The organism is Candidatus Pelagibacter sp. (genome assembly GCF_052049935.1).
In the GTDB taxonomy this organism is placed as follows: domain Bacteria; phylum Pseudomonadota; class Alphaproteobacteria; order Pelagibacterales; family Pelagibacteraceae; genus Pelagibacter.
Window position 1 is genome coordinate 68,222 of record NZ_JBNGZA010000002.1, and the last position, 19,914, is coordinate 88,135.

Genomic DNA, 19,914 nt, shown 5'->3' on the forward strand with positions numbered 1-19,914 from the left:
TTTAAATTCCTGTTGTTAGATCTATGCTCTGACCTTTTTTAAGAGTTATGATTGCTTTTTTAAACCCAGAGACTTTTACTTTTCTACCTCTAGTAAGTTTAGTTCTATTTTGTTTATTTATAATGTTAATTTTAGTTACATTAACTTTAAATATTTTTTCTATATTCTTTTTTAAATTAATCTTGTTGGCACTAGAAGGCACTTTGAATACAATTTTATTATGTTCAGATAAGTTTGTAGATTTTTCTGTGACAACTGGAGATAAAATTTTATCGTATAAATGTAATCTACTCATTAGCTATATCTCTTTTCTAATTCTTTTACAGAACTTTCCGTAAAAACAATTTTTTTAAATTTAACAACATCAAATGCACTAAAGTGATTTACATCTGTTACCTTAATATTTGGAATATTTCTAACTGATCTTTCAATTTTATCTTTTGAAGATTTATCTAAAATTATCAAAGAATTTGTAATATCAAATTTTTTAACAATATGATTCATTTCTTTTGTTTTTTTTATTTCAGAACTAAAATCATTAAAAATCATTAAATTTTTATCTTTATTTTTTTCACTCAACAATGATGCGATACTAAGTTTTTTCTCACTTTTATTTAGTTTTCTTTTTTTATAAGCTAGCTCACCTTTTGGTCCATGAGCCACACCACCACCAACAAATATTGGTGCTTTTCTAGAGGCATGTCTAGCATTACCAGTACCCTTTTGTGCATAAATTTTTGATGTTGGACCAGAAACTTCATTTTGCTGTTTTGTTTTTGCATGACGTCCTTTATAATTTGCATTAGTTTTGTATAAAACAGCACTTACCAATCTTTTGTTAATTTTTGCAGAAAAAACTTTATCTAAAACTTCGATAGAGTCTTTTTTTCCATCTAAACTATGTTTATCTATTTTCATTATTTTTTCTTTTTATCCGGTGTTTTTTTTGCTTCTTCTGCAGCAGCTATTTTTTCTGTAACAGTTAATTTTTTAATATTTTTAACTGATTTTTTAACAAGAACTTCGGTATTTTTTGATCCAGGGATTGAACCTTTTAAATAAAGTAGCTCATTTTCCAAATCAGCCTTTATTATTTCAATGTTTTGCATAGTTCTTAATTTATCACCCATGTGACCAGCCATTTTTTTTCCTTTAAATACTTTACCTGGATCTTGTCTTTGACCAGTAGACCCATGAGATCTATGTGAAATTGAAACACCGTGAGTAGCTCTCAAACCACCAAAATTATGCCTTTTCATTGCACCTGCAAAACCTTTACCGATAGTTTTTGATTTTGTATCAACAAACTTAATGTCTTTAAAAATTTCTAAACCAAATTCATTACCTTCTTTGTAATCTTCAGTTTTATAGACTCTATATTCTTTTAACTTTTTCTTAGCTTCTGTATTTTTTTTTGCAAAAAAACCTTTCATTGCTTTTGTTAATTTTGAACTTTTAATTTTTCCGTAACCAAGTTGTATGGCTTTGTAACCTCTTTTTTCTTCTTCAATTACTTGTATCACTCTAGCTTTTTCCATTTTTAAAACTGTAACAGGAACGAGTTGACCCGTTTTATAAAATTCTCTAGTCATCCCAATTTTTTTTCCAATTAAAGCTATTTCTGACATTAAATTTTTATCTCCACATCAACACCAGAAGCTAAATCTAATTTCATCAAAGCTTCAACAGTTTGTGGCGTTGGTTCAATTATATCAATTAATCTTTTATGTGTTCTGCTCTCAAATTGTTCTCTACTTTTTTTGTCTATATGAGGTGATCTTAAAACTGTGTATCTTTCTATTCTTGTTGGTAATGGAATAGGACCTTTAATTGTAGCTCCAGTTCTTTTAACCGTGTTTACAATTTCTTCTGTAGAAGCATCTAAAATTTTATTATCATATGCTCTAAGTTTAATTCTGATGTTTTGTTTTTCCATATTAACCAGCTACCTTTTTAGTTACCTCATCTTGAACATTCTGAGGAACTTTTGAATAATGATCGAAGAACATAGAATATTGTGCTCTTCCTTGAGACATGGATCTTAAATTATTAATATAACCAAACATATTAGCTAAAGGAACCATAGCTGTTATGACAGTTGCATTTCCTCTTTGCTCTTGAGTGCTAATTTGGCCTCTTCTACTATTCAAATCACCTATTACATCACCCATATAATCTTCAGGGGTAACAACCTCAACTCTCATTATTGGTTCCAACAGTTTTAATCCACCTTGAGTACAAGCCTCCTTGAAACATGATCTGCTAGCTAATTCAAAAGCTAAAACGCTTGAATCAACATCATGATGTAGTCCGTCAACAATAGTTACTTTGTAATCAATCATTGGAAACCCAGCTAATATCCCTGAGTCAGAAACTGTTTCTATACCTTTTTCTACACCAGGAATAAATTCTTTTGGAATTGCTCCACCTTTAATTGCACTTTCTACTAATCTTCCATTGCCTGGTTCTTGAGGTTCAACTAAAAGCTTAACTTTTGCAAACTGACCTGCGCCACCACTTTGTTTTTTATGAATGTATTCAAATTCTGCTGAACTCTCAATTGTTTCTCTATAAGCAACTTGCGGAGCACCAACATTCGCTTCAACTTTAAATTCTCTTTTCATTCTATCAACTATGATATCTAAGTGAAGTTCGCCCATACCTTTAATAATTGTTTGTCCAGACTCCTCGTCTGATGAAACTCTAAAAGATGGGTCTTCTTTAGCTAATCTCGCTAAAGCTTCGCCCATTTTTTCTTGATCTCCTTTAGTCTTTGGCTCAACAGCAATTTCAATAACTGGTTCAGGAAACTCCATTGGTTCAAGTAAAACTTGGTTGTCCTTGTTACATAAAGTATGTCCTGTCATTGTGTTTTTAAGACCTGCAAGTGAAACTATATCACCAGCATTTGCTTCCTTTATATCTTCTCTAGAATTTGCGTGCATTAAAAGCATTCTTCCAACTCTTTCTTCCTTTTCAGAAGATGAATTATAAACTGCTGTTCCTGATTTAATTGTACCAGAGTAAATTCTGATAAATGTTAATGATCCAACAAAAGGATCGTTTGCAACTTTAAATGCTAAAGCAGAAAATGGCGCATTATCATCAAACTTCATTTCAACTTCATCGTCTGAACCTACTTTAGTTCCTTTTATTGATCCAATATCAACTGGACTTGGAAGATAATTTATTACAGCATCCAATAAAGGCTGAACTCCTTTATTTTTAAAAGCAGATCCAGTTAATACAGGTACAAAACTAAAGTTCAAAGTACCTTTTCTAATACATTTAACTAAATCTTCTTCTTTAATTTCATCACCATTTAAATAGCTTTCCATTAATTTTTCATCTTGTTCCACAGCCATTTCAACTAATTCAGTTCTGTATTTATTTGCAATTTCTTTCAAATCATCTGGAATTTCTTTATATTCCCATTCTGCACCTAGGGCTTCATTTTTCCAAACCTGCGCCTTCATTTTAACTAAATCAACAATACCTGTTAAAGAAGCTTCAATACCAATTGGTACTTGTAGAACTAATGGTTTAGCTCCTAGTCTATCTTTTATCATGTCAACACATCTAAAAAAATCTGCACCGGTTCTATCTAATTTATTTACAAAACATATTCTTGGAACTTTATATTTGTCTGCTTGTCTCCAAACAGTCTCTGATTGCGGCTCAACACCAGCAACACCATCGAAAACAGCTACAGCGCCATCTAGAACTTTTAATGATCTTTCAACTTCAATTGTAAAATCAACGTGGCCTGGAGTATCAATGATATTAATTCTGTGATCTTGCCAAAAACAAGTAGTGGCTGCTGAGGTAATTGTAATTCCTCTTTCTTGCTCTTGTTCCATCCAGTCCATTGTTGCAGCACCGTCATGAACTTCACCAATCTTGTGACTTTTTCCTGTGTAATATAAAATTCTTTCTGTAGTAGTTGTCTTACCAGCATCAATGTGTGCCATGATACCAATATTTCTATATTTATCTAATATATGCGTTCTAGCCATTTAATTACCATCTAAAATGAGCAAAAGCCTTATTTGACTCTGCCATCTTATGAACATCCTCTCTTTTTTTAACTGCTGCACCTTTTTTTTCGTATGCATCAAATAACTCATTAAAAATTTTATCAGACATATGTTTGTCTTTTCTTTTTCTCGCAGAATCTACTAACCATCTTATAGCCAAAGCTTGTGCTCTTTTACTTTTTACTTCTACTGGTACTTGGTAAGTTGCACCTCCTACTCTTCTAGATCTTACTTCTACAGTTGGTTTTATATTATTAATAGCTTCATTAAAAACGTTGATGGGTTCATCTTTTGATTTAGTCTTAATTTTATCAATTGCGTCGTAAACAATTTTTTCTGCAACACCTCTTTTGCCATCATACATAATATTATTGATTAATTTTGGAATTACAGTTGAATTAAATTTAGGGTCTGGAACAATATTTTTTTTAGGTTGTGTTTTTTTTCTAGACATTTCTATTTACCTTTTTTTGTTCCGTACAATGATCTTCTTTGTTTTCTATTTGCAACACCTTGTGTATCCAGATTACCTCTTAAAATATGATATCTAACTCCTGGTAAATCTTTAACTCTACCACCTCTAATTAAAACAACTGAGTGCTCTTGAAGATTATGACCTTCTCCAGGAATATAAGCTGTTACTTCAAAACCATTTGAAAGTCTTACTCTGGCAACTTTTCTTAAAGCAGAGTTCGGTTTTTTTGGAGTTGTTGTGTAAACTTTTACGCAAACACCCCTCTTCAAAGGTTGTTTTTGTAATGCAGGAACTTTGTTCCTGTTTATTTGTTTAATTCTTTTTTTTCTTAACAACTGGTTTATTGTTGGCATAATTTTATATATAAATTTATTTTTGATGAAATAACTGACAGGTTATTTGTGGCAGCGTTTAGTGCCTAACTTAGCACTACATTCCAACCAAAAACATCGCCAAAATACTTATTAATTGCATTTTGTCAAACTAAAACTAGTTAAATACTCTGTTTTTTTTATTGATTTGCTTGTGTTTCTGAAGCTTCAGATGGTTCTAATTTTTCTTGCTCAGATAAAAACTTATTATCGTCATTCAGAGCCTTATTATTCCATCTATTTTTGATATTACCGGTCCCAGCGGGCACTAATCTTCCAACAATTACGTTTTCTTTTAATCCATTGAGTGGATCAATTTTGCCTTTAATAGCTGCATCAGTTAAAACTCTAGTTGTTTCTTGGAATGAAGCGGCTGATATAAATGACTCAGTTTGTAATGAAGCTTTAGTAATTCCCATTAAAACTCTTTCGCCAATAGCTGGTGTTTTGCCTTCAGCTACTAATTTTTCATTTGCGTTGTCAAACTTAATTCTATCTACAACTTCACCTGGCAGGTAAGATGAGTCTCCAGAAGATTTTACCTCAACTTTTTTTAACATTTGTCTTAAAATTGTTTCAATGTGTTTGTCGTTAATTACAACACCTTGTAATCTATAAACTTCTTGAACTTGGTTTACAAAATATTCAGTTAAATCTTTTATTCCTTTAATTCTTAAAATATCATGTGGTAATGGTACACCATCTAATAAGTGTTCACCTTTTTGAATTTTTTCACCTTGGTTAAAATTAATATGTTTGCCTTTAGGAATTAAATAATTTGATGGTTCAGAACCATCTTCAGGAACAATAGAAACTCTTTGTTTACCTCTTACTTCTTTACCAAAAACAACTTGTCCGTCATTTTCTGCTATAATAGCACTATCTTTTGCTTTTCTAGCTTCAAATAACTCTGCTACTCTAGGCAAACCTCCTGTAATGTCTTTTGTTTTTGTTGTCTCTTTTGGTAACCTTGCAATTACATCACCTGCAGAAACTTTTTGACCATCTTTCACAGATAAAATTGAGTCTGGTACTAAATAATATCTAGCTTCATTATCGTCAGCTTTTTTAATTATATTTCCTTTTTCATCTCTTAAAGTAATTCTAGGTTTAAGATCTGTACTTTTTGATTGTGATCTCCAATCAATTACAGATTTAGATGAAATTCCAGTTGCATCATCAGTTGTTTCTTGAATAGAAACACCATCAATTAAATCAACAAATGTGGCATTACCACTTTTCTCAGCAATTACCGGAGTTGTATACGGGTCCCATTCACAAATTTTTGTATTCGCTTTTATTTTGTCACCATTTTTGAAGAATAATTTCGAACCATACGCAACTTTATAAACTGCAATTTGAACACCATTATCATCTTCGATAGAAAGCTGTGTATTTCTTCCCATAACAATTAAATTCTTTTTAGAATCTTCTAAAATATTTGAATTAATTATTTTTAAAGTTCCTTCATTTTTAGAAATTATTTGGGAGTCTTGTTTTACTGATGCAGTTCCACCGACGTGGAAAGTTCTCATAGTTAACTGAGTTCCAGGTTCACCAATTGATTGAGCTGAAATCATACCAATAGCTTCTCCAACATGAACAATTTTACCTCTAGATAGATCTCTACCATAACATGTTGCGCAAACTCCCTCTTTAGAGCTACATGTCATTACAGAATAAACTTTTATTGCTTTTATACCAGCCGCATCTATTTGATCACAAGCTGCTTCATCAATCATAGAAGATTTCTTGAATAGTATATCTCCTGTTAACGGATGCTTTACATCTTGAGCAGTTACTCTTCCAAGGGCTCTTTCAGATAAGCTCACAACAACATTGCCACCCTCTAATATCTCAGAAATCTCTATAAAACCTGGATTGTCACATTTAACTTTTGTAATTGTTAGGTCTTGAGCAACATCACAAAGTCTTCTAGTTAAATAACCAGAACTAGCTGTTTTTAAAGCTGTATCAGCTAATCCTTTTCTAGCACCGTGAGTAGAGTTAAAATATTCTAATGCTGTTAAACCTTCTTTAAAATTAGAGGTAATTGGACTTTCTATAATTTCACCTGATGGTTTGGCAATTAATCCTCTCATTCCGGCTAATTGTTTCATTTGTGCCGCTGAACCTCTTGCGCCACTATCAGCCATCATAAATACTGAATTTATTTTTAATCCTTCATCAGTTTTTTCTGTTGCTGAAATACCCTTCATCATTTCTGCTGCAACACTGTCAGTACATTTAGACCATGCATCAACAACTTTATTATATTTTTCACCTCTAGTAATTAATCCTTCAGAATACTGTGTTTCATATTCTGCAATTAATTTTTTAGTATCATCAATTAATTTTGTTTTACTTTCTGGTATTACTAAATCGTCCTTACCAAAGGATATTCCAGCCTTAAATGCATGCTTAAAGCCTAAATCTTTTAACTTATCGCAGAAGATAACTGTTGTTTTTTGCCCACAAAATCTAAATACAACATCGATAATTTCTGAAACAACTTTTTTTGGTAATAGCCTATCAACCAATGAAAATTTAATGTTGTGATTTTTTGGTAATAAATTTGCTAACAAAAATCTACCCGCTGTTGATGTATATTTCTCGTATTTCTTATTCCCTTTTTCGTCAACAGTTTCAAATCTTGATATGATTGTACTATGAACTTTGATTTGACCAGATGATAAAGCAAATTCTATCTGATCTGAGTCAGTAAAGTATCCAGTCGGTTTTTCAGTGATAGGTTCTTGAGACAAATAGTAAATTCCTAAAATCATATCCTGACTTGGTACAATAATTGGTTTTCCATTTGAGGGTGATAAAATGTTATTTGTTGATAACATTAGAATTCTAGCTTCAAGTTGAGCCTCTAAACTTAAAGGCACATGAACTGCCATTTGGTCACCATCAAAATCAGCATTGAATGCTGCACATGTTAAAGGATGTAATTCTATAGCATCACCTTCTATTAATTTTGGTTCAAAAGCTTGAACGCCGAGTCTATGAAGTGTTGGTGCTCTATTTAATAATACAGGATGTTCTCTTACAATTAATTCTAAAGCATCCCAAACTGCATTGGTTTCTTTTTCTACAATTTTTTTTGCTTGTTTAATAGTTGAAGCTAAACCTAATTTATTTAATCTTGCGTATAAAAAAGGTTTAAATAGTTCTAAAGCCATTTTTTTTGGTAAACCGCATTCATGTAGTTTTAAATCTGGCCCAACAACGATTACAGATCTGCCTGAATAATCAACTCTTTTACCTAATAAGTTCTGTCTAAATCTTCCTTGTTTACCTTTAAGCATTTCAGCAAGAGATTTGAGTGGTCTTTTGCCAGTTCCAGTGATAACTCTACCTCTTCTTCCATTATCAAATAATGCATCAACAGATTCTTGAAGCATTCTCTTTTCATTTCTAACAATGATATCTGGTGCTTTAAGATCCATTAATCTTTTTAATCGATTATTTCTATTGATAACTCTTCTATAAAGATCATTAAGATCAGATGTTGCAAATCTTCCACCATCTAATGGAACTAATGGTCTTAACTCAGGCGGAATAACTGGAACTACAGTCATAATCATCCATTCAGGTTTTTGACCTGTTTCAATAAATGACTCAATTAACTTTAATCTTTTGATTGCTCTTTCTTCGTTAACTTTTGATTTTGTTTCCTTGATATAGCTAACTAAATTTTTCCTCTCTAATTCTAAATCTAAATTTTTGAGCATCTCTAAAACTGCCTCTGCACCAATACCAGCAGTAAATGCTTCCTCACCAAATTCATCTTGGTACTTAGCTAATTCTTCCTCATTTAGTAATTGATTTTTCTGTAAACCTGTTAAACCTGGTTCAATAACAATAAAATTTTCAAAATATAAAACTCTTTCTATTTCTTTAAGTTTCATATCAACAGCTAATGCAATTCTGCTAGGTAAAGATTTTAAAAACCAAATATGTGCCACAGGAGTTGCTAAATTGATGTGACCCATTCTCTCTCTTCTTACATTAGATTTAGTTACTTCAACTCCACATTTTTCACATATAATTCCTCTAAATTTCATCCTTTTATATTTCCCACACAAACACTCATAATCTCTGATAGGGCCAAAAATACGTGCACAAAATAAACCATCTTTTTCTGGTCTAAAAGTTCTGTAATTTATTGTTTCAGGTTTTTTAATTTCTCCGTATGTCCAAGATTTTATTTTCTCTGGACTAGCTAATGAAATTTTTATGCTATTAAAGTTTTGGGCTTCTGAAATTTCTGAATTTTTAAATAAATCTGTTAATTCATTTTTCATCTAATTTAACTCCACATTTAATGCTAAAGATTTAATTTCTTTTACTAATACGTTGAATGATTCTGGAATACCCGATTCAAAATTTTCTTCACCTTTAACAATCGTTTCGTAAACTTTCACCCTTCCTGCTACGTCATCAGATTTAACAGTTAGTATTTCTTGTAAAGTATATGAGGCTCCATAAGCTTCTAAAGCCCAAACCTCCATTTCACCAAATCTTTGACCACCTAATTGTGCCTTTCCACCTAGAGGTTGTTGTGTAACTAAACTATAAGGGCCTGTCGATCTAGCGTGTATCTTATCTTCAACTAAATGATGAAGTTTCAACATATAAATAATTCCAACTGTTACAGGTCTATCAAATTTTTCACCAGTTCTTCCATCCCACAAATAAGTTTGACCTGATCCTGGTAATTTAGCAAGTTCTAACATTTCAGTAACGTTTTGTTCTTTTGCTCCATCAAAAACTGGTGTTGATATAGCTATTCCATTTTGAAGATTTTCACAAAGATCTTTAAATTCTGTTTTGCTCAATTTTTCAACTTTTTCAGAATATGCTTCATCACCATATACAGATTTTAAAAATTTAGAAATTTTTTCAGTTTTCTCAATTTTCTTTTGATTTTCATTAATTAATTTTTTAATTTCTTCACCAAATTCTTTACAAGCCCATCCCAAGTGCGTTTCTAAAATTTGGCCGACATTCATTCTACTAGGGACCCCAAGAGGATTTAATACTATATCAACTGGTCTTCCATCTTCTCTATATGGCATATCTTCAACAGGAACAATTTTACTAACTACTCCTTTGTTTCCATGTCTTCCAGACATTTTATCTCCCGGTCTCAATCTTCTCTTGATAGCAACAAAAACTTTAACCATTTTCATCACGCTAGGTAATAAATCATCACCACTTCTAATCTTTAAAACTTTATCTTCAAATCTTTCTGTAATATCTTGTTTTGCAGATGTGTATTGATCTTTCAATTGAGCTAAAGTTGCTTCATCCTGAACATTTCCGACACTTATCTTGAATATATCATTAATATTTAATCCGTTAATTAAATCTGCATTAAGTTCCGTACCTTCGTTTATGTCTTTAACTTTTTTACTTAATTTAGAACCTGATAAAATTTGAGCAGCTCTTTGTTTAATACTTCTTTCTAAGATTTCTTCCTCAACAATTTTATCTTGTTGTACCTGCTCAATTTCTGCTCTTTCAATTGTTATTGATCTTTCATCTTTTTCAATACCATGTCTGTTAAATACTCTAACATCAACAACTGTTCCACTGCTTCCTCTAGACATTCTTAAAGAAGTATCAGTTACATCAATTGCTTTTTCACCAAATATAGACCTTAAAAGTTTTTCTTCTGGGCCAGATGCTGAGTCGCCTTTTGGAGTTACTTTTCCCACTAATATATCACCTGCGTTTACTTCTGCACCTATATAAACTATTCCAGATTCATCTAGGTTTTTAAGTGCATCTTCATTAACGTTAGGAATATCTCTTGTAATTTCTTCTTCACCAAGTTTTGTATCTCTTGCCATAATTTCATATTCAACAATGTGAACTGAAGTGAAAACATCATCTGTTACGCATCTTTCAGAAATCAAAATAGAGTCTTCAAAGTTGTAACCTTGCCATGGCATGAAAGCTACTGTTACATTCTTACCAAGAGCTAATTCACCTAATCTAGTTGAAGGTCCATCTGCAATAATATCTCCTGATTTAACTTTATCTCCAACTCTAACTAAAGGTCTTTGATTAATACATGTATTTTGATTTGATCTTTTAAATTTTTGAAGATTATAAATATCTACTCCAGATTTACTAAAATCAGTTTCCTCTGTTGCTTTAATTACAATTCTTTTACCATCAATCTTATCTACAATTCCATCTCTTCTAGCAACGATAGTCACACCAGAATCTAAAGCAACATCACTTTCAATACCTGTTCCAACTAAAGGGGACTCAGGTTTTAATAGAGGAACTGCTTGTCTCATCATGTTTGAACCCATAAGAGCTCTATTAGCATCATCATTTTCTAAAAATGGGATTAACGAAGCTGCAACTGAAACTAATTGTTTAGGTGAGACATCGATATAATCAATAGTATCTGGTTTAGCCAATAGAAAATTTAAGTTTTGTCTGCAAGACACAAGTTCTTCAATAATTTTTCCATTTTTGTCTAATTTTGTATTTGCTTGAGCGATTGTATATTTAGTTTCCTCCATTGCAGATAAGTATTCCACTTTACCTTGCACCACGCCGTCTTTAACTCTTTTGTAAGGGCTTTCTATAAAACCATACTTATTAATTTTGGCGTAAGTAGATAAGCTATTAATTAATCCAATATTAGGTCCTTCTGGAGTTTCGATCGGACAGATTCTTCCATAATGAGTTGGGTGAACGTCTCTAACCTCAAAACCAGCTCTTTCTCTTGTAAGACCACCTGGTCCTAAAGCAGAAACTCTTCTTTTGTGTGTAATTTCTGACAGTGGATTAGTTTGATCCATAAACTGAGATAATTGAGAGCTTGCAAAAAAATCTTTTAAAGAAACAGTTAATGGTTTAGCATTTATTAAGTCTTGAGGCATTGCAGACTCAACATCAAGAGTAGTCATTTTTTCTTTAATAGCTCTTTCCATTCTGTAAACACCAATTCTCGCCTGATTCTCAACTAATTCACCAACTGATCTAACTCTTCTATTGCCTAAGTGATCAATATCATCAACATCATCTTTACCGTCTCTTAAATCTAACATTTTATGAATTATCGCAATGATATCGTCATTTCTTAAAATAGTTATTTTATCAGAGCAATCTAAGTTTAATCTTGAATTCATTTTTACTCTCCCAACGTCAGATAAATCATACCTATCTGAACTAAAGAATAGATTGTTAAAAATTTGAGTAGCAATTTCAATTGTAGGTGGCTCACCTGGTCTTAACATTTTATAGATTTCGGTAATGGCTTCATCTTTAGTGTTATTTTTATCGTTTAAGATTGTTGTTAATAGATATGGACCTTTATTGATTGCATTTGTTGTAGATATGTTGATTGTATGGATATTTGCTTCTAAGATTTTTTCGATAATAGTATCGTTTAACTCAGTACCGATTTTAAAAGTACCCTCTTCTTCATCACTTACTTTAATATCGGTGTGTAAAAATTTTCCATACAAAGATTCTTTAGAAACAAATATATCTTTTAAGCCTTCATTAGCTAATTTTTTTGCATTCAAAAAATTAATTTTATCACCAGGTTTAATGATTATCTTTCCAGTTTTTGCGTCAATGACTTCTTCTGAAAAATTTTTAGCTTTATAATTTTCTGGATTAAACTTAGTTTTCCATTTAGATGTTTTTACATCATAAACATAATTTTCGCTCTCATAAAACTCATTAGCTATCTCTGATTTTGCATAACCAAGAGCTAATAACAATGTAGAGGCTAGAATTTTCTTTTTTCTATCTATCTTAAAATATAGGAAATCTTTTACATCAAACTCGAAGTCTAACCAAGAACCTCTATTAGGAATAACTCTACAGTTAAATAACAATTTACCACTAGCATGAGTTTTTCCTTTATCGTGATCAAAAAATACACCTGGACTTCTGTGCATTTGGTTAACAACAACTCTTTGAACTCCATTTGTGATAAATGTTCCGCTATTAGTCATCATTGGAACATCACCCATATAAACTTCTTGTTCTTTTGCAGACAAAATATCTTTAGTGTTATTTTCTTGATCAATTTCATAAACAACTAGTCTAAGAGTACATTTTAAAGCAGATGAATAAGTTAGGCCTCTAGCTATACATTCCTCAACATCAAATTTTGGTTTCTCTAATCTATAAGAAACATACTCTAAAGTTGCTTTGTCGTTTAAATCTTCAATTGGAAAAATACTTTTAAATACTCTATCAAAACCTTTTGTTAAATCACCAGCATCTTCATTAAAGTCTGTTAATTCTTTGTAAGAATTTTTTTGAACTTCAATAAGGTTAGGTATTGATAATCCTTCTTTTAATTTTCCAAAACTTTTTCTAATGTTTTTCTTTTCAGTAAATGATAATTGCATTTATATCCTATGATGCTGATTATAAATAAACAGCACCTAAATAATTCCTTGTTAATTTACTTAAGTTCTACTTTAGCGCCTGCTGCTTCTAACTTAGCTTTAATTTCTTCAGCTTCTTTTTTTGGAACGCCCGATTTTACTTCTTTTGGTGCGCCTTCAACCAAGTCTTTAGCTTCTTTTAATCCTAAAGAAGTTGCTGCTCTTACTTCTTTAATAACATTAATTTTTTTATCACCTGCTGAAACTAACATGATAGTAAAGTCATCTTTATCTTCAGCTGGAGCTGCTCCACCGGCTGCGGCTGGTGCAGCTGCTGCCATAGGTGTTACGCCCCATTTTTCTTCAAGTTGTTTTGATAACTCAGCTGCTTCAGCAACAGTCAAGTTTGATAAATCTTCAATAATTTTGTTAAGGTCTGGCATAGTTCACTCTTTGGTTATTTTTCAGAATTTTCTGCCGACAAACTACTCATTTTTTCTGATCTTGCAAGCAAAATACTTACTAATTTTGATGCCGGAGCATTTAAAATACCTACAATATTTGCTCTTGCTTCATCTAAAGTAGGTAAAGTAGCTACATTTTGAACGCCTGCTTGGTCCAAAACCTCATTTTCCATTATGCCACCAATTAACTTTAGATTCTCATTATCTTTTGCGAATTTTGACAAAATTCTCGCTGAAATTATAGCGTCCTCACCAAATGCAACCGCTGTTGGGCCAGTAAATAAATCAGCTATATCTTTACATCTTGTTTTTTCAAGCGCTAATTTTGTAATTCTATTTTTTGTAATTTTAAAAATTATTCCATGTTCTCTCATTTTTGATCTTAGCTCATCTATTTGAGGCATTGTTAATCCTTGATAATGAGTAACCAATACAGCTTTACTGTTTTCAAACTGTTTGGACATTTCATCAATATAAACTTTCTTTTGTTCTTTGGTCATCATAATCTTAAATTACCTTGTTTAATTTTAATTTATAAGAAACACCCATTGAAGATGTTATAAATGCTGATTTTATTAAATCACCTTTTAAAGTGTTATTAGATTTTTCTTTTTCTAAAGCATCTAAGATAGCATTATAATTTTTGATCAATTTGTCATCTTCAAATGATTTTTTTCCAATGCTAACGCCTATGTTACCATCTTTGTCATTTCTTATTTCAGCTTGACCAGATTTTGCATCTTTAATTGCATTTTTTAAATCTTCAGTTACTGAACCTAACTTAGGATTAGGCATTAAACCTTTTGGTCCTAAAACTTTTCCAAGTTTAGATAATTTTATCATCATTGCTGGAGTGCAAATTAATTTTTCAAAATTAATTTCACCAGCCTTAATCTTATCTATAAATTCATCACCGCCAACTATATCAGCACCAGCATCTTTTGCATCTTTAGATTTCACATCTTCACAAACGACTGCAACCTTTACATCTTTACCTGTTCCGCCTGGTAAATTTACAATTGTTCTAATATTTACTTCACTTTTTTTCTGTTTATTGTTTATTTGAAAACTTAGATCAACTGATTCATCAAACTTTGTAGTACAATTCTTTTTAACTTCTGGTAAAAGTTTTTCAATTAAATCTGCGCTTAACTCAGAATTATTGTTTGGTAATTTTTTATATCTTTTAGATGGCATTACTCTTTAACCTCAATTCCCATCGACCTAGCAGAACCAGCAATAATTTTAACAGCTTGTTCTAAATCTAATGCATTTAAATCTTTCATTTTTTGATTTGCAATTTCCTCTACCTGTTTTTTTGTAAGCGTCGCGACTACATTTCTACCAGGTTCTTTGGAACCACTTTTAAGCTTAGCTGCTTCTCTAATAAAAAAAGAGGCTGGAGGTGATTTAATTTTAAAATCAAATTTTTTGTCTTTATAAACCGTAATCTCAACAGGAATAGGCTTACCTGCCATAGATTTTGTTTTGTCATTAAACGCTTTACAAAATTCCATAATGTTAACACCACGCTGACCTAACGCAGGACCAACAGGGGGAGCTGGATTAGCTTGACCGCCTTTAATTTGTAATTTTATAAATCCACTAATTTCTTTTGCCATTAACTTACCTTTTCCACTTGGTTATATTCTAAATCAACCGGTGTAGGACGACCAAATATAGAAACTGAGACCTTAAGTCTAGACTTTTCTTCATCAATTTCTTCAACCATTCCACTGAATGAAGCAAATGGTCCATCTACTACCTGAACTTTTTCACCAACGCTGTACTCTATACCAGATTTTGGTTGAGCTACACCATCTTTTATTTGGCCTAAAATCTTCTCAATTTCTTTGTCTGAAACTGGGACTGGCATGCCTTTTGAGCCTAAAAAACCACTTACTCTCTTTATATTCTTTATCATATGATAAATATTATTATCCATCTCACTCTTTATTAGAACATAACCAGGAAAATACTTCTTTTTTCTTTGTATTCTTTTTCCTCTTTTAACTTCCGTTACATCATGAGTAGGAACAACAATTTCATCAAATTTATCTGAAATTTTAGCTTTTTCAGCTTCTTCTTTAATTAAACCTGCAACTTTATTTTCGAAACTAGAGTGTGATTGAACAATGTACCAATTTTTCATTAAATGCTCACTTTCAATAACAATTCTAAGAAAAATTTAAGAACTTGATCAATTAGTAAAAAAAACAAAGACATTACAACAGCCATAGCAAACACCATAAGTGCGCCTTGTACTGTTTCTTTTCCAGTAGGCCAAGATACTTTGAATGCTTCCTGCTTTACTTCCTGTAAAAATCTAATTGGGTTCTTCATTTTTTAATTTAGCTCAAATTGGCAGGAGCGGAGGGACTCGAACCCTCAGCCTCCGGTTTTGGAGACCGGCGCTCTACCAATTGAGCTACACTCCTATTTATAGAGCTTACTCTATAATTTTTGTTACTACACCAGCTCCAACAGTTCTTCCACCTTCTCTAATTGCAAAGTTTAGTTTTTCTGCCATTGCAATCGGTGTAATCAATTTAACTGTGAACTTAGCATCGTCACCAGGCATAACCATTTCCGTACCTGCTGGTAATTCTACTTCACCAGTTACGTCAGTAGTTCTGAAATAGAACTGCGGTCTGTACTTAGTAAAAAAAGGAGTGTGTCTTCCACCCTCTTCTTTTTTAAGTACATAAGCCTGAGCTTCAAATTTAGTATGTGGAGTAATCGATCCTGGTTTACAAAGAACTTGACCTCTTTCAACGTCTGTTCTTTCAACACCTCTTAATAACACTCCAATGTTATCACCAGCTTCACCTGAGTCTAAAAGTTTTCTAAACATTTCTACTCCAGTACAAACTGATTTTTTAGTCTCTCTTATTCCAACTATTTCAATTTCTTCACCAGTTTTAATTACACCAGACTCAACTCTTCCAGTTACAACTGTTCCTCTTCCAGAAATTGAGAATACATCTTCAACCGGCATCAAGAAATCTTTATCTTTTGGTCTGTCAGGTTGTGGAATAAACTCATCAACATTTTTCATCAATTCTAAAATTGAATTTTTTCCAATTTCATCATCTCTTCCTTCAACTGCTGCAAGCGCTGAACCTTTAGCAATTGGTGTTTTTTCTCCAGGAAATTTATATGAAGTTAATAATTCTTTTATTTCTTCCTCAACAAGTTCGATCATTTCCTTATCATCAACTTGATCAACTTTGTTTAGGTAAACACAAATTGCAGGTACACCAACTTGTCTTGCTAAAAGAATGTGTTCTCTAGTTTGAGGCATTGGACCGTCTGCAGCGTTAACTACTAAAATTGCTCCGTCCATTTGTGCAGCACCAGTAATCATGTTTTTTACATAGTCAGCGTGACCTGGACAGTCTACGTGTGCATAGTGTCTTTTTTCTGTTTCATATTCAACGTGAGCAGTTGAAATTGTAATTCCTCTTTCTTTTTCCTCAGGTGCTTTATCAATTTCATCATAAGCAACTGATTTTGCTCCACCCTGTTCTGCTAATACTTTTGTGATCGCAGCTGTTAAAGTTGTTTTACCATGGTCGACATGTCCAATAGTACCAATATTACAGTGGGGTTTATTTCTTACAAACTTTTCCTTTGACATTACTTTATTACCTCAGTTTATTTTTTAATATTATTTTCTTGGAGCGGGTAAAGGGAATCGAACCCTTACATCCAGCTTGGAAGGCTAGCGTTCTACCATTGAACTACACCCGCACAACCCCAAGAGTAACACTCCATGTTATTTAAATATAATTGAATGGTGGAGGGGGAAAGATTCGAACTTTCGAAGACCGAAGTCAACGGGTTTACAGCCCGCCCCATTTGACCGCTCTGGAACCCCTCCTTTATATTGGGGAAGTGTCCCCTTGTTCAATAAGCTTCAAATAACAGGCGTTTTATATATTTTATTTGTATAATTGCAACACGAGATTTGATATTTAATATAATCAAAAGACGCTAAAAAACCTTATAAAATATGAATAAATCAACCTTTTTTATTGTTGGACAGCATCCTGTAATTGAGGCTTTAAAAAATCCGAAAAGAAAGGTACTCAAACTGTTTCTTACAGAGGAAAGTAAGAAAAACATACATAGAAAAAGTCCAAGAAAAAACTTGTTAGAGGATGTTAAAGTTTATTTTAAAACTAAAAAAGAACTAGACAAATATTCAACAAAAGAAAATATTCAACATCAAGGTTATGTTGCTGAAATTGAAAAGTTAGATCAACCTATTTTAAAAGAATACATTAAAAATAAGCAAAATTTAACATTAGCTTGTTTAGATGGTGTTACTGATCCAAGAAATATTGGGTCAATTATAAGAAGCGCAGCTGCATTTAAAATAGATGGACTTATAGTTAAAGAAAGACATTTTCCAAGCGAAAGTAAATTAATGTTTAAAGCTGCAAGTGGATGTATTGAATATCTAAATATATTTGAAGTATCTAATATAAATTCAACTTTAAAAAATTTAAAAGATAAAAATTTTTGGATTTATGGATTTGATAGTGAAGCTAAGAAAAATTTTTCAGACATTAAATGGGAAGGAAACAGCATTTTAGTTTTTGGATCTGAAGGCGAAGGTATGCATAAACACACATCTAAATATGCTGATTTTCATGTAAAGATTGAGATGAATGATCAAATAGAAAGCTTAAATATATCAAATAGTGCAGCAATCGTCTTTCACCACTTAAGTTATTTAAAAAAAAATCTTGATTAATTTAGAAAATAGTTAATATTGCGCCTATGCCCTTGTAGCTCAGTTGGTAGAGCAATTGATTTGTAATCAATAGGTCCGCGGTTCGAATCCGTGCGGGGGCACCACTAAATTTCAGAAAAAGCTCTCATTCTTTCATAAGTCAATCTTACTTTTACACCTAAGCTTAAAAAAGGTTCAGGTGGTAACCATGTTGGTTTATTTCTTAATTCGATAGTTTCAATTTCCTTGGTGTTTTTTCCAACTGCTTTAAGGGCAATTTGTTCTCCAAATAACGTTCCAACACCTATTCCAGAACCATTGTAACAACCGCCTACAAAAATATTATCATCTATTTTTTCAAATATTTGAGAACTATTTCTTGTTCTAGAAACTATACCTGACCAGGAAGATTGGATGATATCATCAGGGAGTTGAGGAAATCTTTTTTTAATCCCAAGTTTTTGTTTTAAATATCTTTGATTTAAAATTGATTGAGACATTTTCATTGGATTGTGTAACTCAGCTGTATTTCTAATTAAAATTCGTCTGTCTTTTGTCATTCTAATTGTAGCACCCATGGGTCTAACAGGGAGAACTCCCCATTCTTTTGGCCTTCCTATACTTTCATATTCGTTATCAGTTAATGGTCTTGTCATGCTTGCTGTAAGAGTAATTGGAAAATTATAGTTTTTTTTAATACCTAACGATCTTAAAAAACCATTAGTCGCAAAAATTATTTTTTTTGTTTTAATTGTATTATTTTTAAACTTGCAATTAATAAAATTTTTTTCTTTAGACCATTCAGATAAGGAAGAGTTTTCATATAACTCAACATTTTTTGGTAATGTATCAACCATTGCTCTTACAAGCTTTCCAGGATGTAATAATATACCACCCTTTGTATGCAAACCTACATTATAAAAATTTGTCCCTAATCTATTAGTTAATTGTTCATTGTTGAGAATATCATGTTCATATCCTAGTTTTTCTAAAGTATTTGAAAAATTATTTAATATTGTTAGATCTTCTTTTCTTGAAGAGGCAAAAAATTTTCCACATTCATTCCAATCACAATCAACTTGATATTCTTTGATAAAATTTTTGACAGCTTTAATTCCTAAATCATATATGTTTGCTTTTTTTTTATAACTTTCTAGCTCTTTATTAGACGTGAAACCGTCATTTAAAGTTGTATCAACTAGATAACCTGAGTTTCTCCCGCTTGCTCCATCTCCTGCTAATTGAGCATCAACGATAATAATTTTTTCCTTTGGGAATATTTCACCCAACTTTCTAGCAGCAGATAAACCTGTGAAACCAGCTCCTATGATAAGCCAGTTGGTTGATAAATTATCACTTAAAATTTTGATATTTTGTCTAAGATTAAGATCTTTGATCCAACTACAACCATTATCGTTAGTCACTTCCATGAAGTGACTTTACGA

18 protein-coding genes and 4 tRNA genes are annotated in these 19,914 nt (G+C 31.9%); 2 read left to right on the top strand and 20 right to left on the bottom strand.

The features are described 5' to 3' along the window. Window position 1: 1 nt before the first annotated feature. The 19 genes from rplW to ACTT90_RS01610 form a co-directional block, all read right to left on the bottom strand. Complete coding sequence (rplW, locus tag ACTT90_RS01520) at window positions 2-295, bottom strand: 50S ribosomal protein L23 (protein ID WP_440937115.1); 294 nt, start codon at window positions 293-295, stop codon at window positions 2-4. Then, window positions 295-918 (bottom strand): 50S ribosomal protein L4, encoded by a 624-nt coding sequence (gene rplD / locus ACTT90_RS01525; protein WP_440937116.1) that lies wholly within the window; start codon window positions 916-918, stop codon window positions 295-297. Before rplD ends, rplW begins: the two co-directional genes overlap by 1 nt. Then, window positions 918-1,628, bottom strand: coding sequence for a 50S ribosomal protein L3 (gene rplC / locus ACTT90_RS01530; protein ID WP_440937117.1), 711 nt, complete (start codon window positions 1,626-1,628; stop codon window positions 918-920). Before rplC ends, rplD begins: the two co-directional genes overlap by 1 nt. Next, on the bottom strand, window positions 1,628-1,936 hold the full coding sequence (gene rpsJ, locus ACTT90_RS01535; RefSeq protein ID WP_008546080.1) for a 30S ribosomal protein S10: 309 nt from the start codon (window positions 1,934-1,936) through the stop codon (window positions 1,628-1,630). Before rpsJ ends, rplC begins: the two co-directional genes overlap by 1 nt. Window position 1,937: 1 nt before the next feature. After that, window positions 1,938-4,016 carry an elongation factor G gene (fusA, locus tag ACTT90_RS01540; protein ID WP_440937118.1) on the bottom strand — a complete coding sequence of 693 codons (2,079 nt, stop codon included), beginning with the start codon at window positions 4,014-4,016 and terminating at the stop codon, window positions 1,938-1,940. 4 nt (window positions 4,017-4,020) lie between these two features. Beyond that, complete coding sequence (gene rpsG / locus ACTT90_RS01545; protein ID WP_440929998.1) at window positions 4,021-4,491, bottom strand: 30S ribosomal protein S7; 471 nt, start codon at window positions 4,489-4,491, stop codon at window positions 4,021-4,023. A gap of 2 nt (window positions 4,492-4,493) precedes the next feature. Beyond that, complete coding sequence (gene rpsL / locus ACTT90_RS01550; protein WP_440937119.1) at window positions 4,494-4,865, bottom strand: 30S ribosomal protein S12; 372 nt, start codon at window positions 4,863-4,865, stop codon at window positions 4,494-4,496. Between the two features lie 158 nt (window positions 4,866-5,023). After that, window positions 5,024-9,196 carry a DNA-directed RNA polymerase subunit beta' gene (gene rpoC / locus ACTT90_RS01555; protein ID WP_440937120.1) on the bottom strand — a complete coding sequence of 1,391 codons (4,173 nt, stop codon included), beginning with the start codon at window positions 9,194-9,196 and terminating at the stop codon, window positions 5,024-5,026. Further along, window positions 9,197-13,285 (bottom strand): DNA-directed RNA polymerase subunit beta, encoded by a 4,089-nt coding sequence (rpoB, locus tag ACTT90_RS01560; RefSeq protein ID WP_440937121.1) that lies wholly within the window; start codon window positions 13,283-13,285, stop codon window positions 9,197-9,199. Between the two features lie 56 nt (window positions 13,286-13,341). Continuing rightward, window positions 13,342-13,707, bottom strand: a complete 366-nt coding sequence (gene rplL, locus ACTT90_RS01565) for a 50S ribosomal protein L7/L12 (protein ID WP_014953366.1) — start codon at window positions 13,705-13,707, stop codon at window positions 13,342-13,344. A 14-nt stretch (window positions 13,708-13,721) separates the two neighbouring features. Continuing rightward, window positions 13,722-14,228 carry a 50S ribosomal protein L10 gene (rplJ, locus tag ACTT90_RS01570; protein WP_440937170.1) on the bottom strand — a complete coding sequence of 169 codons (507 nt, stop codon included), beginning with the start codon at window positions 14,226-14,228 and terminating at the stop codon, window positions 13,722-13,724. A 7-nt stretch (window positions 14,229-14,235) separates the two neighbouring features. Beyond that, on the bottom strand, window positions 14,236-14,925 hold the full coding sequence (gene rplA / locus ACTT90_RS01575; protein ID WP_440937122.1) for a 50S ribosomal protein L1: 690 nt from the start codon (window positions 14,923-14,925) through the stop codon (window positions 14,236-14,238). Beyond that, window positions 14,925-15,350 (bottom strand): 50S ribosomal protein L11, encoded by a 426-nt coding sequence (gene rplK, locus ACTT90_RS01580; protein WP_440909640.1) that lies wholly within the window; start codon window positions 15,348-15,350, stop codon window positions 14,925-14,927. The genes rplA and rplK overlap by 1 nt, the downstream gene beginning before the upstream one ends. Then, complete coding sequence (nusG, locus tag ACTT90_RS01585) at window positions 15,350-15,880, bottom strand: transcription termination/antitermination protein NusG (protein WP_440937123.1); 531 nt, start codon at window positions 15,878-15,880, stop codon at window positions 15,350-15,352. The genes rplK and nusG overlap by 1 nt, the downstream gene beginning before the upstream one ends. Continuing rightward, window positions 15,880-16,071 (bottom strand): preprotein translocase subunit SecE, encoded by a 192-nt coding sequence (secE, locus tag ACTT90_RS01590; protein ID WP_440937124.1) that lies wholly within the window; start codon window positions 16,069-16,071, stop codon window positions 15,880-15,882. Before secE ends, nusG begins: the two co-directional genes overlap by 1 nt. A gap of 19 nt (window positions 16,072-16,090) precedes the next feature. After that, a tRNA-Trp gene (locus tag ACTT90_RS01595) sits at window positions 16,091-16,166 on the bottom strand. 11 nt (window positions 16,167-16,177) lie between these two features. Beyond that, window positions 16,178-17,368, bottom strand: coding sequence for an elongation factor Tu (tuf, locus tag ACTT90_RS01600; RefSeq protein WP_440937125.1), 1,191 nt, complete (start codon window positions 17,366-17,368; stop codon window positions 16,178-16,180). Between the two features lie 39 nt (window positions 17,369-17,407). Beyond that, window positions 17,408-17,481, bottom strand: a tRNA-Gly gene (locus tag ACTT90_RS01605). A 44-nt stretch (window positions 17,482-17,525) separates the two neighbouring features. After that, window positions 17,526-17,611, bottom strand: a tRNA-Tyr gene (locus ACTT90_RS01610). A gap of 132 nt (window positions 17,612-17,743) precedes the next feature. Between ACTT90_RS01610 and rlmB the strand changes: the two genes are divergently transcribed. Continuing rightward, window positions 17,744-18,490: a 23S rRNA (guanosine(2251)-2'-O)-methyltransferase RlmB gene (rlmB, locus tag ACTT90_RS01615; RefSeq protein WP_440937126.1), complete on the top strand. Its 747-nt coding sequence runs from the start codon at window positions 17,744-17,746 to the stop codon at window positions 18,488-18,490. Between the two features lie 28 nt (window positions 18,491-18,518). Beyond that, window positions 18,519-18,594 (top strand) — tRNA-Thr (locus ACTT90_RS01620). Here the strand turns inward: ACTT90_RS01620 and ACTT90_RS01625 are convergent. Continuing rightward, on the bottom strand, window positions 18,595-19,899 hold the full coding sequence (locus ACTT90_RS01625) for an NAD(P)/FAD-dependent oxidoreductase (protein WP_440937127.1): 1,305 nt from the start codon (window positions 19,897-19,899) through the stop codon (window positions 18,595-18,597). Between the last annotated feature and the right edge of the window lie 15 nt (window positions 19,900-19,914).

What these genes read in the sequence shown, in the direction of transcription:
- fusA (WP_440937118.1), bottom strand. Translation starts at nt 4,016, where the DNA reads ATGGCTAGAACGCATATATTAGATAAATATAGAAATATTGGTATCATG.
- rplW (WP_440937115.1), bottom strand. Translation starts at nt 295, where the DNA reads ATGAGTAGATTACATTTATACGATAAAATTTTATCTCCAGTTGTCACA.
- rpoB (WP_440937121.1), bottom strand. Translation starts at nt 13,285, where the DNA reads ATGCAATTATCATTTACTGAAAAGAAAAACATTAGAAAAAGTTTTGGA.
- rplK (WP_440909640.1), bottom strand. Translation starts at nt 15,350, where the DNA reads ATGGCAAAAGAAATTAGTGGATTTATAAAATTACAAATTAAAGGCGGT.
- nusG (WP_440937123.1), bottom strand. Translation starts at nt 15,880, where the DNA reads ATGAAAAATTGGTACATTGTTCAATCACACTCTAGTTTCGAAAATAAA.
- rpsJ (WP_008546080.1), bottom strand. Translation starts at nt 1,936, where the DNA reads ATGGAAAAACAAAACATCAGAATTAAACTTAGAGCATATGATAATAAA.
- secE (WP_440937124.1), bottom strand. Translation starts at nt 16,071, where the DNA reads ATGAAGAACCCAATTAGATTTTTACAGGAAGTAAAGCAGGAAGCATTC.
- rplJ (WP_440937170.1), bottom strand. Translation starts at nt 14,228, where the DNA reads ATGACCAAAGAACAAAAGAAAGTTTATATTGATGAAATGTCCAAACAG.
- rpsL (WP_440937119.1), bottom strand. Translation starts at nt 4,865, where the DNA reads ATGCCAACAATAAACCAGTTGTTAAGAAAAAAAAGAATTAAACAAATA.
- rlmB (WP_440937126.1), top strand. Translation starts at nt 17,744, where the DNA reads ATGAATAAATCAACCTTTTTTATTGTTGGACAGCATCCTGTAATTGAG.
- rplL (WP_014953366.1), bottom strand. Translation starts at nt 13,707, where the DNA reads ATGCCAGACCTTAACAAAATTATTGAAGATTTATCAAACTTGACTGTT.
- rpoC (WP_440937120.1), bottom strand. Translation starts at nt 9,196, where the DNA reads ATGAAAAATGAATTAACAGATTTATTTAAAAATTCAGAAATTTCAGAA.
- rplD (WP_440937116.1), bottom strand. Translation starts at nt 918, where the DNA reads ATGAAAATAGATAAACATAGTTTAGATGGAAAAAAAGACTCTATCGAA.
- ACTT90_RS01625 (WP_440937127.1), bottom strand. Translation starts at nt 19,899, where the DNA reads ATGGAAGTGACTAACGATAATGGTTGTAGTTGGATCAAAGATCTTAAT.
- rpsG (WP_440929998.1), bottom strand. Translation starts at nt 4,491, where the DNA reads ATGTCTAGAAAAAAAACACAACCTAAAAAAAATATTGTTCCAGACCCT.
- rplC (WP_440937117.1), bottom strand. Translation starts at nt 1,628, where the DNA reads ATGTCAGAAATAGCTTTAATTGGAAAAAAAATTGGGATGACTAGAGAA.
- tuf (WP_440937125.1), bottom strand. Translation starts at nt 17,368, where the DNA reads ATGTCAAAGGAAAAGTTTGTAAGAAATAAACCCCACTGTAATATTGGT.
- rplA (WP_440937122.1), bottom strand. Translation starts at nt 14,925, where the DNA reads ATGCCATCTAAAAGATATAAAAAATTACCAAACAATAATTCTGAGTTA.